This window comes from Streptomonospora litoralis, assembly GCF_004323735.1.
Lineage (GTDB): Bacteria > Actinomycetota > Actinomycetes > Streptosporangiales > Streptosporangiaceae > Streptomonospora > Streptomonospora litoralis.
In genome coordinates, this window is sequence record NZ_CP036455.1 from 2,066,041 (window position 1) to 2,081,334 (window position 15,294).

The window sequence follows — 15,294 nt, forward strand, 5'->3', positions numbered from 1 at the left end:
GAACTTCCTCCGACTCCGCGACGCGTCCGGCACCTGGACGCACCCGCTCCGGTCGTCTTCGACGCCCGCCACCGCCGGTGCGGCACCGATCCGAACGCCTGCGCGCACGGACTCAGTGCAACCTATCCGATCCCGGCCAAGGCGACGGCGCAGCGCAGCCGCCCCGGGACCGGATCCGAGCCGGATTCCGCCGAAAGGCGCGAGTCGTCGGGAGGCGACCAGGGCGCGGCGGCGCGGCGGATGCGTTCGCAACCGCCGGCGAGACCACGTATCCGGGGCCGGCGGCCTGCGCGCCGGCCCCGGACCCCGGTAGCTGCTAGCAGACGTCGCGGCTGCTGTTCTGCAGGGTGTTGTTCTCGAAGGTGACGTTGTCGCCGCAGGGCCGTTCCACGAGTGCGGAGTCGGTGACCCTGAGGTTGCGGATTCTCACGTCGGAGGTGTTGGCGAACTCGTCGCGGGCGGCGATGCGGATGGTGCCACCGCCCTCCACCGAGCCGCCCTCGGGGGCGATGTCGACGTTGTGGCAGTTCTCGATCAGGATCGAGTTGCTGCCGGTGTCGGCGATGTCGACGCGGTCGATGACGGCGCCGCCGCTTTCGGAGACGCAGAACACGCCGCGGCCGCCGCCCCGGGCGATCACCTCGTCGACGTGGATGTTGGTGGGGTAGGAGCCGCCGATGCGGCCGTTGCGGTTGGCCATGCGGAAGGCGGCGTAGCCGGTGCCGGTCCCGGCGCCGTCGGCGTCGACCGTGCCCACCTCGGCGTTGACGGTGTCGTTGAGCAGCAGGCCGGAGTAGGCGGTGTCGCGGGCGATGACCGTGCCGATGTCCAGTCCGTCCACGCCGTAGGTCTCCACGCCGTGGTTGTTCGTGCCCGAGACGTAGACGTGGTCGACGGTGACGTCGCGGGTGGGCTGACTGCGGTCGCTGTGGTTGTCGATGCGGATACCGAGCCCGCCGGACAGCCGCAGGTCGATGCGGCCCAGGTGGATGTCCTCGCCGTTGCGCACGAAGATCCCGAAGTAGGGGTTGCCGGTGACGCTCAGGTGGGGCACCGCGATGTCGCGGACGCCGCGGGCGCGCACCACGGCGTTGTCCCCTTCGGGACTACCGGTGACGTCGATGGTTCCGCAGACCTCCAGCGAAGTGTGGCTGGGCAGGTCCAGCGACCGGTCGGCCCGCATCGAGCCCGATCCGCGCACGACCACCCGCTCCTGGGAGTTGCGGCCCGGTGTGAGGCTGTCCACGGCCGCGCGCATGGCCTCCAGCATGCTGCCGCCGGTGTAGACGGTTTCTCCGCCGTTGCGCGATGTCCAGGAGCCGCCCGAGCGCACCGCCTCGGCGTCGCCGGTGCCGCTTCCGCAGTCCCCCGTCTGGCCGCCGTCATCTCCGCCGTCATCTCCGCCGCCGTCGTCTCCACCGTCGTTGCCGCCGTCGGTGCTGCCGTCGCACACGGTGCCGTTGAGCGTGAAGGTCGGGGGTGCGTCGTTGGCGCCGGAGTGCGTGGCCTGGAAACCGAAGGTCACGCTGCCCCCGCTGGGGATGGCGGCGTTGTAGCCCGCATCGGAGGCGCTGACGCTCTGTCCCGACTGGCTGTACTCGGTGTTCCAGGCGTTGGTGATCTCCTGGCCGCCGGGGAACTCCCAGTCGAGGCTCCAGCCGTCGACGGGGTCGCCCAGGTTGGTGACCTCCACGCCGGCCGTGAAGCCGGAGTTCCACTCGTTCACCGTGTAGTCGACGGCGCAGCCCGTAGCCGCGGCGGCCGGGGCGGCCACGCTCAGCAGCCCGGCGCCCAGAGCCAGGCCGGCGGCGGCGGCCACGGCGGAACGCAATCGGGTACGGGGTGTTCTCTGGGGGATGTCCATGTACGTCGCTCCTTCGATCCGGTCGAGAGGGATGTCGCGCCTGTGGACCGAGCCGGCAGTCCTGCTCGACCGCGGCCGCGCCGGTCCGGGAACACGGGGACCGGCCCCGCCTCTTCGCGAGGACGGCCCTGGCTATGGGAGCGCTCCCATAGCACTGAGTGTGACGAGGCTAACACGGTGGATGCGGCCGGGGACAGGGATGCAATGAAACGTTTTATCGCCGCGGCGAGGTGTTCGGAAGGCGATCTCCCGAAAGGGTCGGCGGGCCACGGCGGCGTCCTTGGGTGCTCCCGATTGCACACCGCAGCAGCCGATCGTCGGATCACCGGGCCGAGGAGTGCGGCGCGGCGGCAGCCGCCGCGCGGCGGCGCTTCCCGACGAGGCACCGTCCGTATACCAGGCCGTCGGTTATTAGTTGTGACGAACGATTTTCTCGTCCGCGCGGCGCACGGAGCGGTCGCCGCGGGAAGGTGCCGGGTAGGCGGTTCACCTCACCGGGTGCCGGGGGAGTCCGGAGGCGGCCCCGTGCTCGACCGCTCCACCAGCCGGGCGGGAACCAGCGTCGTCCCCCGCTCCGCCGACCGGGTGCGCAGTTGGCGCAGCACGCCTTCCACCAGCAGTCGGCCGACCTCGGCGAAATCCTGGTGGACCGTGGTGAGCGGGGGCAGAAAAGATCCCGACTCGGAGATGTCGTCGAACCCGACCACGCTGACGTCCTCCGGCACCGCCCGCCCCTTCTCGTGCAGAGCACGCAGCAGGCCCAGCGCCATCTGGTCGTTGGCGGCGAATACCGCGCTGCACTCCGGCTCCTCGGCCAGGCGCAGCCCCGCCCGGTAGCCGGAGTCGGCCGACCAGTCGCCGCGCAGCATCGGCGGGATCGGGCACCCGGCCTCGCCCAGGACCTCCCGCCAGGTGTCCGCGCGGCGCTGCGCGGCGAAGGACTGCTCGGGGCCGGCCAGGTGCCAGACCGTGCGGTGGCCGAGGCCCAGCAGATGCCGTACCGCGGCGGCGGCGCCGCCCACCTGGTCGGTGTCGACCACGCCGTAGCGGTCGCCGGCGTTCCGCCGACCCGCCGGGCGACGTCGGCCATCGACACCCGCTTCGCGCGGTGCGGCACCTGCTCGGGGGCAGAGCCCTGGTCCATCTGCGCTTCCTCGATCCCTTGATGCCCGCCACCGGGCAGTGTAGACATCTCGCAACACGATGTTTACGTAAACATTCCGCGCCGCACCCGAGGAGGACGTCCGCCTGGACGACGGCTCCGCGGGCACCCTGTGGAGCGAGGACGTCAGCGTTACCGACCCCTCGGTGGCGGTGGTGGCCTCCTACGCCGAAGGGCCCCGGGCAGGGCAGGCGGCGATCACCCGCCGGCCGGCGGGTGCCGGATCGGCGGCCTACGTCTCCACCCGACTCGGCGCGCACGGACTGGCGGACCTGCTGCCGCGGTTGCTGGATGAGGCCGGGGTGGTCGGCGAACTCCCGCCCGAGGTGCGCGGACGGGTGGAGTTGGCGGTGCGTGCCGACGAGCGAGCCGAGTACTGGTTCCTGGTGAACCGTACGCAGGAGCGGGTCTCCCTCGCCGGGATCACGGGCGAGGTGCTGGATCCGGTGGAGCAGAGCGCGGCGGACGCGCTCACGCTGGCCCCCCGCGGTGTGGCGGTGGTGCGCAAGGCGGGCGATGCGCCCCGCTGAGCGGGAGCGGATCATCGAGGGGGCTCGGCGGCCCGGGTGAGTGCTTCGGCGCCTCCGCCGGGGCGGGACGGCGGTCTTGCGCGTTCCGCCCGGGTGCACCGCCGAGGCCCACCGCGAGCTATGTGCCCGGGCGGTCGCCCGCGGCCGCCCGCACGTCACGCCGACCGAAGGCGGGGGCGCGCTCGGGGCGTACGCCCACCCCGATCAGGTACGCGGGCACGGCCGACAGCTGCGGCAGCGCCCTGACCGCGGACAGCAGCGGCTTGGGCGCCGTGGGGCGCCGACCCGCCAGGATCGGACCCACCACCCGCTTATGCAGGATCCGCTGCAGGGTCTGGGTCGCGACGGTGGGCAGGAGGCGCCGGCGGCGGACGGCGTCCAGCCGCCGGCCGGTGGCGCGACCGCTCCGCAGCGGCTCGGCGAGCAGCCTGGCGGCGGCCACGGCGTCCTGGACGGCCAGGTTGATGCCGACACCGGCGATCGGCGACATCGCGTGCGCGGCGTCGCCGATGCACAGCAGGCCCTCGGTGTGCCAGCGGCGCAGCCGGTCCACCCGCACGTCCAGGTGCTTGACGTCGTCCATGCTCGCCAGTCCGCCGATCGTGTCGGCCAGTTCGGGCATCAGTTCCACGACCTCGCGGCGCAGCGCCTCGATACCCCGTTCGCGCAGTTCGGCGTCGGTGCCCTTGCGCCCCATCAAGGCCATCTGCAGGTAGCCGTCGCGCGGGATCGGGATGATGAGCCTGCCAAGGCCGGCGCGCGGGATCAGGGCCGGAACAGGTCGGCCGCGAACGGGCACGCGGAACCACCAGGCGTCGAAGGTGACGGGGTACTCCCGCACCGTCAGGCCCGACGTGCCGCGGACCATCGACCCGCGGCCGTCGCAGGCGACCGTCAGATCGGCGCGCAGTTCGCCGGGTCCTTCGGGCCCGGTGTAGCGCACGCCCGCGACGCGGCCGTTCTCGTGTAGCAGGCCGGTGGCCTCGGTGCTCATGCGCAGATCGAAGGCCGGCTCGTCGGCGCCGGCCTCGGCGAGCACGTTGAGCAAATCCCATTGCGGGACCATCGCGATATAGGGGTGGTCGACCCGCAGGCGGGTGAAGTCGGCCAAGGTCAGCTGCCGGCCTTCGCCGAGGCCGGCGGTCAGCCGTTCGACCCTGCTCTGCGGCAGGGCGGCGAAGCGTTCGCCCAGGCCCAGTTCGTCCAGCAGACCGGCGGTCGTGGGGTGGACCGTGTCGCCGCGGAAGTCGCGCAGGAAGTCGGCGTGCTTCTCCAGCACCGTGACATGCACTCCGGCGCGGGACAGCAGCAGGCCGAGCATCATCCCGGCGGGTCCGCCGCCGATGATCGCGCAGGTCGTCGTCTCGCTCATCGGTGAACTCCCTTGTTCTCGATGCCCGGGGCATAGGCGAACGCCCTGGGAGGGCCGACTCGCCGGAGCGGGCCGGATCGATGCCGATCGATATCCACAAACGTAGAATTCCACGCCTGTAGATGTCAACGGGTGTGGAATTATTCGGCTGCCAAACCCTCCGGCGGCGGTCGGCGCGCCCGACCGCGGCTAGAGTTCCATGCGGGACACGGCTGGAGGAGGCGCCATGACCACGGGGGACGCGGAAAGGGCCGGCAGGCGGCCGGGCGGGCGCAGGCCCGGGCAGAGCGGTACCAAAGCGGCGATTCTGGCCGCGGCCCGCGAGCAGTTCGCCGCCAAGGGCTACGCCGGCGCCACCTTTCGCGGCATCGCCGCCGAGGCCGGTGTCGACCCGGCCCTGGTGCGCCACTTCTACGGCACCAAGGACCAGCTGTTCGCGGCCACGCTGCACATCCCCGAGGAGGTGCTGTACCGGATCCAGCGGGCCTTCGACGGTGACCTCGACCACTTGGGGGAGCGGTTCGCCCGCGCGTACCTCGGCCTGTGGGAGGACCCGCAGACCGGACCCGCGCTGAAAGCGATGATGCGCACCGCCCTGACCAGCGAGCAGACCGCCGACCTGCTGCGGGACTTCCTGCAGACCCGCATCCTGGAGCAGGTCGCCTCCCGGCTGGGGAGCGACCGGCCGCGCCTGCGGTCCTCCCTGGCCGGCGCCAACGTCGTCGGCGTGGCGGTGGCCCGCCACGTGGCCCGCGTCGAACCGCTGGCCTCGCTCGCCTTCGACGACATGGTGGCCCTGCTCGCGCCCAACCTGCAGCACTACCTCACCGGCGACCTCCCCGAACACGCGCGCGAGCGCTGAGCTCGACCGGTGCGAAAGAGCGCCGCGGCTCCTCACCCCCGGTGAAGACCGCGGGACTCGCCCACGGGGGTGGGTGGCAGCTCACCTCGGCGGCCGCACCTGCCGCTTTCCTCCGCTGTGGGGCCTGTCCTTCCTGTTCGTGCAGTCGCCGGTGCCGATGGTCCGATCGGCGGCGTCGGGGGGCGCCTGCGCTGCCACCGCCGCGCCGCTGCGAGGGCATCACCGCGGCTCCAGCTTCCTGCTCGCCGAGCCCGTGGAGTCGCCGGGCCGGGGCGCGGCCGGCGTCCACGCGGAAACTACCCGAAAGGGTAACGCGACGGACCGGAGTATTTCCTTAGGCTTTGGGAACCAACCGGGAACTCCCGCTTCGCGGGCCGGAATCAGGGGTCTTCCAAAACGGATGCCAACAGGTGGGCGCTGCCATGCCGTGTCGGCGCAATACCAGCAGAGGAACGAGGAAGGTGATCCGGTGTACAGCCTCCACAAACTGCTGTGGGATATCCGCAAGGACCCGGACCTGGCGGAACGGTACCTCGCAGACCCGGACCCGATACTCGATTCCTACGGTATTGCGGGCGGCGACCGGGCGGCGATGCGCGGACTCGACTTCAAATCCATGCACGAGCGCGGGTTCAACCCCTATTTGATCTACTTCTGCGCGATCCAGTTGAAGGTCGACCGCGCCGACTACTACGCCCAGATACGGGGGGAGAAGAACTGATGGCCGAGACCACCGGACGTATCGTGGGTGCGTTTACCGCTTCGCACTCACCCGGTATCACAGCATGGCCTGAGCGCGCGGAGCCCGCTAAGCGCGAAGCGGTGGAATCGGCGTTCACCGAGGTTCGGCGGCGAATCGACGAACTCGCGCCGGACGCGATCGTCGCCGTATCCGTCGAGCATTTCACCAATTTCCACCTGGGGAACCTCCCCGCATTCGCCGTCGCGACGAGCGACTCCTACCTCGGGCCGGTCACCGAGGAGATGGGAGAGTTCCTAAACGTAGCGCAGCGGCAGTACCCCGGGCACTCCGCGCTCGGCCGGCACGTGTACGAGTTCGCCCTCCAGTCGGATTTCGACCCCGCCCTGGTGGAAGGCGGACTAGAGTTCGACGAGAACTTCTGCGTCCCCTTCAAGCACCTCGATCCCGAGTCGAAGCACCCCCTCGTGCCCATCATCGTCAACGGGGTCAACCCGCCCTGGCCGACCGTGAGCCGCTGCCACGACTTCGGACGGATGATCCGCCGCGCGGTCGAGGCGCAGACCGCGGCCCAGCGGGTCGTCGTCGTCGCCACGGGCGGCCTGTCCCACTGGGTGGGCCTACCGGAGTCGGGCAAGGTCAACGAGGAGTTCGACCGCGACTTCATCGCCCGGTTCGAGAGCGCGGACGAGAGCCGCCTCCTCGACTACACCGCCGAGGAGATCGACGCAGCAGGAAACGGCGCCCACGAAATCCGGACGTGGCTCGTGGCGGCGGGCGCCGTCCAGGTGCCGTTCGACGTCCTGGCCTACGAGCCGGTCCCCGAGTGGCTCACCGGGACCGCAGTCGCGGCCGCGCGGCTGTGAACCCGGCCGCCCCGAACCCGCGGACACCCCGCGAATCCGCCGTCCAACACTGAGCAGAAGGTGAGTGACCCCATGAGCAGCAGGCTTCCCAAGGTGACCGGTCGCGACATGCGCGGCGTCATGGCCTATCCCCCTACCCCCGCTCTTGATGGAGCCGACGAGGTCGATGCCCGGAACACGGTGAATCTCGAAGAGACCGAGCGCATGATCCGGTCCCTCATCCGCGACGGTGTGGACGCGATCGCCACCAACGGCACGCTCGGCGAGATGCACACGCTGACACTGGACGAGTGGAAGGCCTACGCCTCCTGCGTCGCCGAGACCGCGCAGTCGGAGAACCCCGACTTCCCCGTCTTCATCGGCGCCACCACCCTCAACACCCGCGACACCATCGAGCGGATGAGGTTCCTGGCCGACCTCGGCGTCACCGGGACCCTGCTCGGCCGCCCCATGTGGGGAGACATGGTCGCGCCGATCATGGAGCGGTTCTACCGGCACGTCGCCGAAGCGGTACCCGAGATGGCCATCGTCGTCTACGACAACACGGCCGCCTTCGGGGGCGTCATCCCGCGCTCCGTCTACCGCACCCTCGTCGACCTCCCCCAGGTGGTGGCGGTCAAGTACGCCGGCGGCGCTTCGGTCGGGTTCCGCTACCACAACGACATGGCCCACACGCAGACGAGCTTCCCCCTGATGCCGATCGAGACCGACTGGTTCCCGGCCTGGGAGATGTACGGCGAGGAACTGGCCGGTATGGCGTGGTCGTCGACCACCGCCATGGGCCCGGCCCCCGTCCTCGCGCTGCGCGACGCCCTGCGCGAGGGGCGCACCGAGGACGCCCGCTGGCTGACCGAGCGCCTGCGGTGGGCCCACGAGCCCTTCATCGTCGGCCAGGACTTCTTCGAGTTCGCGAAGTACAACATCCCCCTGGAGAAGATCCGCGTCAACGCCGCGGGCTACATGGACGTCGGCAAGAGCCGGGTCCCCTACACCGAGGACCTCGTTCCCGAGGTCCACCACAAGACGACGCACGAGCACGTCGAGCGCTACAAGCAGATCACCGCCGAGATCGAGGCGCGGCTGGGCTCCTCCTCCCCCCGGACCGCCGAGAAGGTGTGAGCCATGGCGACGGATTCCGCAGGCACCCGCACCGAAGCGGGCCTGGAAGGCATCAGAGACGGCATCGCCCAGGGGCGGTTCCCGGCTCATGTCTTCAACGACCGGGAGATCTTCGACACCGAGCAGCGCCGCGTGTTCTCCAAGGCCTGGTGCTTTCTGGCCCACGAGTCCGAGATCCCCAACCGCGGCGACTACGTCACCCGCTACATCGCCGACAACAACCTCATCGTCGCCCGCGCCGAGTCGGGGGAGATCCACGCCAGCCTCAACATGTGCCGCCACCGCGGCAACATGATGTGCAAATCCGAGATGGGCAACGCCTCCCACTTCCGCTGCTCGTATCACGGATGGGTCTACAAGAACTCCGGCGAGCTCGTCGGGGTCCCCTATATGAAGGAGGGCTACGGGGGCCGGATCGACAAGCGCGACTGGGGTCTGGTCAAGGTGCGCACCGACACCTACGCGGGCCTGGTGTTCGGCACGCTCGACCCGGACGCGCCGACGCTCGAGGAGTACCTCGGGGGGTTCCAGTTCTACCTGGACCTCTACCTCAAGCAGGGCTCCTCGGGCAGCGAGGTGCACGGTCCCCCCGACCACTGGGTGACCGAGACCGACTGGAAGATCGCCGCCGAGAACTTCTCGGGCGACGGCTACCACACCCCGGTCGCCCACCAGTTCGGGTTCAACCTGGGCTATTTCGCCTCCTCGGGCTCGACGCACAGCCAGGGCTGGGCCGCGAGCATCCCCGGCAAGGGGCACGGCATCGGGCTCGGCCACACGCCGGGCTTCCCGCCCTTCGCCGGGTTCCCCGAGGAACTCGCCGAGGAGATGCGCAGCAGCCTCTCGCCCGAGCAGGTCGAGGTCTTCTCCCAGACCCGGACCGCGGTCGGGACCGTTTTCCCCAACCTGTCCTTCCTGATGCAGCCGTTCAGCATCGTCCCCGGTGAGGCGGGTGTGCGGTTCGTGACCATGCGGCTCTACCACCCGATCGGCCCGGGCAGGACCGAAATGTACTCCTGGTGCCTGGTCCCCAAGGACGCCTCGGACGAGTACAAGCAGGAGGCCTACCGCGCCTACACGCTCGCCTTCGCCCAGGCGGGGACCTTCGAGCAGGACGACTTGGAGAACTGGGCGCGCGTCACCCGCTCCGCCGGGTCGACCATGGCCAGAAACATCGAGTTCCCCTACGTCATGGGCATGGACAGCACCCCCGACCCGGACTTCCCCGGGCCCGGACACGTGGTCACGCCCTACGTCAACGACTCCAACTTCCGGAACCTGTGGTCCCGGTGGTCCGAATACATGACCGGGCGGGTGTGATCGGCGTGGCAGCGACGAAACCCGACCGCGACACCGTTCTCGACGCCACCGAGTTCCTCTACCGGGAGGCCCGCGCACTCGACGAGCGCCGTTTCCGGGACTGGCTCGACTACCTCAGTGACGACGTCCGCTACGAGGTGCCGCTGCGGGTGACCCGGGAGGGCCAGGCCGAATGGGAGGTATCGCCGACCTCCAGGATCTTCGACGACGACAAGCAGACGCTCACACTGCGGGTCGAGCGGCTGGAGACCGACTTCGCCTGGGCGGAGCAGCCGCCCTCACGCACGCGCCACTACGTCGCCAACGTCGTGGTCGACCCCGGCGAGCGGGACGACGAACTCCGCGTGTCGTCGAACTGCCTCATCTACCGGAGCCGGGGCGACAGCATCGAGCCGAACCTCTACTCGGCCGCCCGCACGGACACCATCCGCCGCGTGGACGGCCGGCTGCTGCTGGCGCGGCGCTACGCCGTGCTCGACCAGTCCGTCATCAACGGGCACAACCTGTCGATCCTCCTCTGACCAGCACCCAAGGAGCGCAGCTATGAGTGAAGCCGTTCCCCGACCAGAGGCGGAGAACCCCGACGACGGAGAGGTTCTCCACTACCCGCGCGACGGCGGCAACGACGGCCCCATCGTCGTGGCCAACGAATTCGTCGACGTCGTCGTCCGCAAAGTCCAGACCCGCAACGGGGTGCGGCTGGAGATCTTCTCTCCCAAGCACAACACCTGCGTCCGCTTCGACGCGGTCGCGCTGGACTGCCTGAGCTATCAGGAACCGGAGTTCATCACGTCCCTGCTGGCGCGGAGCCCGGCACCGTGAACGGGGGCCTGCACGGACTGAGCATGCTGGTCACCGGGGGCGGATCGGGTATCGGGCAGGCCGTCTGCCGGCATTACCTCGCCCACGGTGCCCGCGTCACGGTACTGGAGAGGTCCCCCGAGCACGCCGACGCGCTGCGCCGCGGCGGCGGCGATCGCCTGCGGGTGATCGTCGGCGACGCCCTGGACGGCGACTCCCTGGCCGAGGCCCTGGCCGCCGCACGCGACGACGACGGCGGCCTCGACCACCTCACCGCCTGCGTCGGGGTCTTCGACAACTACGTATCCGTGCGCGACCTCACCGCGGCCGAGTTGGAATCGGCGGGTGCGGAAATGTGGCGCACCAACGTCCTCAGCTCGCTGAAGGCGGTCAACGTCTGCTACGAGGCGCTGAAAGCGGCCCGCGGCTCGGTGACGCTGACGCTGTCGGAGTCGGCGTTTCGCCCGCGCGGCGGCGGCGTGCTCTACGGCAGTTCGAAGTGGGCCCTGCGGGGGGTCGTGGACCACCTCGCGGCCGACCTCGCACCGCACGTCCGGGTCAACGGTGTCGCGCCGGGCGGGACCGGCGGCACGCGTTTCGCCGGATTGCGCTCGCTCGGCCAAGAGACGACGGCGGACCGGGTCGTCGGACGCGACGAGCGCATCGCCCGCGGCAGCGCCCTCAAAACCACGCCGCGGCCCCAGGACCACAGCGGCGCCTACGCCTATCTCGCCGATCCCAGCGCCGCCCGGGTCGTCACCGGGATCGTCATCAACACCGATGCCGGGAGTGCCGCATGAACGTGAGCGAGGAGTCCGCACAAAGAGCCGCCACCGGGGCCGAAGCGGTGGGGGAGACGCTCGCCGCCTGCGGGATCGACACCGTCTACGGGGTCGTGGGCAGCGGCAACTTCGTCGCCACCGACGCGCTGGTGCGAAGCGGGGCGCGGTTCGCCGGCGCCCGCCACGAGGCGGGTGCCCTGGCCATGGCCGACGCCCACTGGCGGACCACCGGGCTGATCGCCGCATGCAGCGTCCACCAGGGGCCGGGCCTGACCAACACCCTGACCGCACTCGCCGAGGCCGCCAAGAGCCGGAGCCCGGTGGTGGTCGTCGCGGGGGCGACATCGGCCGGAATGACCCGCTCCAACTTCTACCTCGACCAGGCCGCCCTGATCACCGCCGCCGGCGGGGCGGCCGAGTACCTGCACCGGCCCGACACGGTCGCCGCCGACACGGCCCGCGCCTTTCGCCGGGCACGCGACGAGCAGCGTCCGGTCGTCCTCAACATGCCGCTGGACGTGCAGGCCTCCACCGCGCCTCCGCCAGAGGGCCGCGGCCCCGTCCCGGTCTTGGAGCCCGCGGGACGTACGCAACCGGAGGCCGGTCTCCTCGCCGAACTGGCCGAGGACCTGCTGTCGGCCAGCCGTCCCGTGCTCCTCGCGGGCCGGGGCGCATGGCTGTCAGGGGCGCGTGAGGCGATCACCGCGCTCGCCGACAAGGTGGGGGCACGCCTGGCGACGACCGCGGTCGTCAAGGGCATGTTCACCGGGCACCCCCGGGACGTGGGCATCGCGGGAGGATTCTCCGGACCCGCCGCGGTGGAGACTCTGGAGTCCGCCGACCTCATCGTGGCGCTGGGAGCCACGCTCACGACCTGGACGACGCGCGGGGACACGATCTTCTCCGGTCGGGTCAAGGTGGTCCAGGTGGACCGGGAACACAGCGCGCTCGGCCGCAACGCCCGCGTCGACGTCGGCATCGTCGCCGACGCCGACGCCGCGGCACGCGCGCTGCTGGCCGAGGTCGGCGACCGCCCCGGCGCAAGCCGGTTCGGCCCGGTCGAACGATCCGCCGACCCGGTCGCGCCCGGACCGCCCTCGACCGAGGGCACCTGCCATCCCGCCGGCATCACCGCCCGGCTGGAGGAGATGCTGCCCGCCGAGCGCACCGTCGTGCTGGACGGCGGCCACTTCATCGGCTGGCCGGCGATGGGCTGGTCCGTGCCCGACCCCGCCGGGTTCGTCTTCACCAGCGCGGGTTTCCAGTCCATCGGGCTGGGCCTGGGCGCGGCCGCGGGCGCCGCCGTGGCCAGACCCGACCGGCTCACCGTCCTCGCCACCGGAGACGGCGGGTTCCTCATGGCGGTATCGGAACTGGAGACCCTCGTCCGGCTGAACCTGGACGTCCTGATCGTGGTCTACGACGACCGCGCCTACGGCGCCGAGGTCCACCATTTCCTGCACCACGGTTCCGGACTCGACCTCGTGCGGTTCCCCGACGCGGGGGACATCGCGGGGATCGCCCGAGGCGCCGGCGCGCGGGCCGTGACCGTCCGGGAGCAGCACGACATCGCGCAGGCCGCCGACTGGTTCGCCCAACCGCGCGGTGTGCTCGTCCTCGACGTCCGGATCGACCCGACGGTGGTCGGCCCCTGGGCAGAGCAGGATTTCGCGGGCCACTGAACCGCCGGATGCTCGCGAGGACGTCCTGGTGAGGAACCCGCCGGGAGGTTGTGGAGCCGGACAGCCACTCAGGCTGCGGCAATGAGGCTCGTACGCGCGAAGCGCTGTGCGCCGGCTTGCCGCCGAGCGCACGCCGCGGCTTTTAGCCGGTGTCCGACTACCGGTGGCCGGGTTCCGGCTGGAGGGTGCACGGCGTGCGCGGCGGCAAGCCGGCTCGCTCGCTGAGCGAGCTGCGCCCCATTGCCGCAACCTCTGCGGCTCAAGTCCGCGGTGGTTCGCGGAGGGTGCCTGGATACATGTCCGCCTGAGGGCGCACAAAGTTCAGCGCGCCCCAAGCGCGTACGCCGAACGCCTCAGCCCTCGTCGTCACCGTCCGCAGGCGACGCCCCCCGCCACCGTCACGACATGCACGGACCTTCAACGGTCCGGACACGCGGTGTAGCCGTCGACTGCTGGTCACTGTGATTTCGGTCCTACTTAGTACCCGTTTGGGTCACGACCAGCTCGGTGCGCGGTGCGTAATGTTCCTCACCACGCTCACTGCGGCACGGGGTTCGGCCCTCGCCGCCTCTTCCGCTCGTTCCCACCGCTTTTCGCCGGCTATACCCCTGGAGATCGAGATGTCCCGAAGAAACCGCTTTGCCGCGGCGATCACCGCGTCGGGCACCGCACTTCTGCTCACCGCGTGTACGGGCGGGGGAGGGAGCGCCGCCGCGACCGCCTCCGGCGAGGAGATCCGGTTGAGCTACGCGTTCTTTGCACCGGCCGCGTCGTTTCCGGCGGTGCAGATGGAGGAGTGGTCCGACCGGCTCGCGGAGAAGACCGACGGGCAGGTGACGGTCCAGACCTACCCGGGTGGAACCCTGATGGCGGCAGGCGACATCTACAGCGGTGTCTCCGCCGGCGCGGTGGACATCGGTCTGGACTCCCCGGCCTACGACAGCAGCCGGTTTCCGTTCTCCTCGGTGATCAACCAGCCGATCGGGATCGAGAACGCCCGCGTAGGCAGCGCCACGTTCCTCGACCTGCTGCTCGAATACGAACCCGCGGAGTTCGAGGACTACCAGATCATCACCGCGTTCACCACGGAACCGGCCTACCTGCAAACCCAGACACCGGTGCAGAGCGTCTCGGACCTCGCCGGACGCAACCTCCGCAGCTCCGGCGCCACGATCCCGATGCTGGAGGCCCTGGGCGCGACGCCGCTCAGCCTGTCCATGTCCGACGTCGCGGAGAACCTGCAAATCGGCGCCATCGACGGTTACGTGTCCTCCCGCGAGGTGCTGCGGGACTTCTCGCTCGCCGAGCAGGTCGGATACGTCACCGACTACCCCTTCGGCATTTCGACCAGCTTCGTCGCCGTCATGGACAAGCAGGCCTTCGAGGACCTGCCCGCGGATGTCCAGCAGGCCATCCTCGACCTGCGCGAGGAGATGGCGGTCTACGCCGCAGAATTCCACGACACCCAGAACGTCGGAAAGGCCCTCGAATGGGCGGAAAGTGAGCACGGCGTGGAGACGACCGACCTGGAACCGGAGGTCCGCAAGGAGCTGGACGAGCGCATGGACCGGGTCACCGGCGACTGGGTCGCCCGGCACTCCGATGCGGGATTCGATTCCCAGGAGGTGCTGGACCGCATGCGCGAACTGGCCGACGAGCACGCCGCGGAACTCGGAACGGAGGCCCGGTGATGACGACGTTCGTCGCTGCGACAGACCGGATCGCGCGCTTCCTCGCCCATATCGGCGGCGCGGCGCTGGTCGCGATGATGCTGCTGCTCATCGCCAACATCGTGCTGCGGACGTTCTCCGCCCCGATCCAGAGCACCTACGAGCTCGTCTCGATGGCGGCCCTGGTCGTCACCGCGATGGCGCTCGGCGAGGCCCAAGTCCACAAATCGCACGTGGCCGTCGACATCCTCACCACCAGGATGGGCCGGCGCGTCCGCACCGCCACGGCGGCCGTGGTCACGCTCGCCTCCGTCGCGCTGTTCGCCGAGCTGGCGCTGAGCCTGGCCGACTACGCACGCGACATGTATGCGACCGGTTCCGCCACCGAGGCCCTGGGCGTCATGCACTGGCCCCTGGTGGGCCTGGTCCTGGTCGGCGTCCTCGGCCTGCTCGCCGCCCTCGTCGGCGACCTCGGACGCGTCGCCCGCGCATGGCGCTCCCCGTCGGCCGAAGCGGACATCTGGTGAAGCCCGCCGACGGCCCGGCCCGCCGGCCCCCGACTCT

Annotated in this window: 15 protein-coding genes; 12 read left to right on the forward strand and 3 right to left on the reverse strand. The window is 70.5% G+C overall.

The window, feature by feature from the left end; all coding sequences use genetic code 11:
• Positions 1-316: 316 nt before the first annotated feature.
• Entirely contained in the window at positions 317-1,864 is a 1,548-nt protein-coding gene (locus EKD16_RS08915) for a cellulose-binding domain-containing protein (protein ID WP_131097956.1), read from the reverse strand.
• Positions 1,865-2,355: 491 nt separating this feature from the next.
• Entirely contained in the window at positions 2,356-2,904 is a 549-nt protein-coding gene (locus EKD16_RS08920; RefSeq protein WP_242677304.1) for a substrate-binding domain-containing protein, read from the reverse strand.
• A gap of 208 nt (positions 2,905-3,112) precedes the next feature.
• Between EKD16_RS08920 and EKD16_RS26050 the strand changes: the two genes are divergently transcribed.
• Positions 3,113-3,556 carry a beta-galactosidase trimerization domain-containing protein gene (locus EKD16_RS26050; protein ID WP_131097958.1) on the forward strand — a complete coding sequence of 148 codons (444 nt, stop codon included), beginning with the start codon at positions 3,113-3,115 and terminating at the stop codon, positions 3,554-3,556.
• Positions 3,557-3,674: 118 nt separating this feature from the next.
• On the opposite strand, the gene EKD16_RS08930 is transcribed toward EKD16_RS26050, so the two are convergent.
• A complete protein-coding gene (locus EKD16_RS08930) occupies positions 3,675-4,928 on the reverse strand; it encodes an FAD-dependent oxidoreductase (RefSeq protein ID WP_131097959.1) in 1,254 nt (417 codons plus the stop codon).
• A gap of 226 nt (positions 4,929-5,154) precedes the next feature.
• Here EKD16_RS08930 and EKD16_RS08935 point away from each other — a divergent pair, with 226 nt between their 5' ends.
• The 11 genes from EKD16_RS08935 (at position 5,155) to EKD16_RS08985 (ending at position 15,257) form a co-directional block, all read left to right on the forward strand.
• Positions 5,155-5,790, forward strand: coding sequence for a TetR/AcrR family transcriptional regulator (locus EKD16_RS08935; protein WP_165498538.1), 636 nt, complete (start codon positions 5,155-5,157; stop codon positions 5,788-5,790).
• A gap of 469 nt (positions 5,791-6,259) precedes the next feature.
• The gene (locus tag EKD16_RS25730) at positions 6,260-6,511 is read left to right on the forward strand and encodes a hypothetical protein (RefSeq protein ID WP_207391478.1); all 252 of its coding nucleotides are present in this window, start codon (positions 6,260-6,262) and stop codon (positions 6,509-6,511) included.
• Positions 6,511-7,356, forward strand: a complete 846-nt coding sequence (locus EKD16_RS08945; protein ID WP_131097962.1) for a DODA-type extradiol aromatic ring-opening family dioxygenase — start codon at positions 6,511-6,513, stop codon at positions 7,354-7,356. The genes EKD16_RS25730 and EKD16_RS08945 overlap by 1 nt, the downstream gene beginning before the upstream one ends.
• Positions 7,357-7,428: 72 nt before the next feature.
• Positions 7,429-8,475 carry a dihydrodipicolinate synthase family protein gene (locus EKD16_RS08950; RefSeq protein ID WP_131097963.1) on the forward strand — a complete coding sequence of 349 codons (1,047 nt, stop codon included), beginning with the start codon at positions 7,429-7,431 and terminating at the stop codon, positions 8,473-8,475.
• Between the two features lie 3 nt (positions 8,476-8,478).
• Complete coding sequence (locus EKD16_RS08955; protein ID WP_131097964.1) at positions 8,479-9,795, forward strand: aromatic ring-hydroxylating oxygenase subunit alpha; 1,317 nt, start codon at positions 8,479-8,481, stop codon at positions 9,793-9,795.
• A gap of 5 nt (positions 9,796-9,800) precedes the next feature.
• Positions 9,801-10,316, forward strand: a complete 516-nt coding sequence (locus EKD16_RS08960; protein WP_131097965.1) for a 3-phenylpropionate/cinnamic acid dioxygenase subunit beta — start codon at positions 9,801-9,803, stop codon at positions 10,314-10,316.
• Positions 10,317-10,338: 22 nt separating this feature from the next.
• A complete protein-coding gene (locus EKD16_RS08965; protein ID WP_207391479.1) occupies positions 10,339-10,617 on the forward strand; it encodes a hypothetical protein in 279 nt (92 codons plus the stop codon).
• Positions 10,614-11,396: an SDR family NAD(P)-dependent oxidoreductase gene (locus EKD16_RS08970; RefSeq protein WP_207391480.1), complete on the forward strand. Its 783-nt coding sequence runs from the start codon at positions 10,614-10,616 to the stop codon at positions 11,394-11,396. The genes EKD16_RS08965 and EKD16_RS08970 overlap by 4 nt, the downstream gene beginning before the upstream one ends.
• On the forward strand, positions 11,393-13,060 hold the full coding sequence (locus EKD16_RS08975) for a thiamine pyrophosphate-binding protein (RefSeq protein ID WP_131097966.1): 1,668 nt from the start codon (positions 11,393-11,395) through the stop codon (positions 13,058-13,060). Before EKD16_RS08970 ends, EKD16_RS08975 begins: the two co-directional genes overlap by 4 nt.
• A gap of 620 nt (positions 13,061-13,680) precedes the next feature.
• Entirely contained in the window at positions 13,681-14,751 is a 1,071-nt protein-coding gene (locus EKD16_RS08980; protein ID WP_165498539.1) for a TRAP transporter substrate-binding protein, read from the forward strand.
• Positions 14,751-15,257 (forward strand): TRAP transporter small permease, encoded by a 507-nt coding sequence (locus EKD16_RS08985; protein ID WP_131097968.1) that lies wholly within the window; start codon positions 14,751-14,753, stop codon positions 15,255-15,257. The genes EKD16_RS08980 and EKD16_RS08985 overlap by 1 nt, the downstream gene beginning before the upstream one ends.
• The last annotated feature ends 37 nt before the right edge of the window (positions 15,258-15,294 follow it).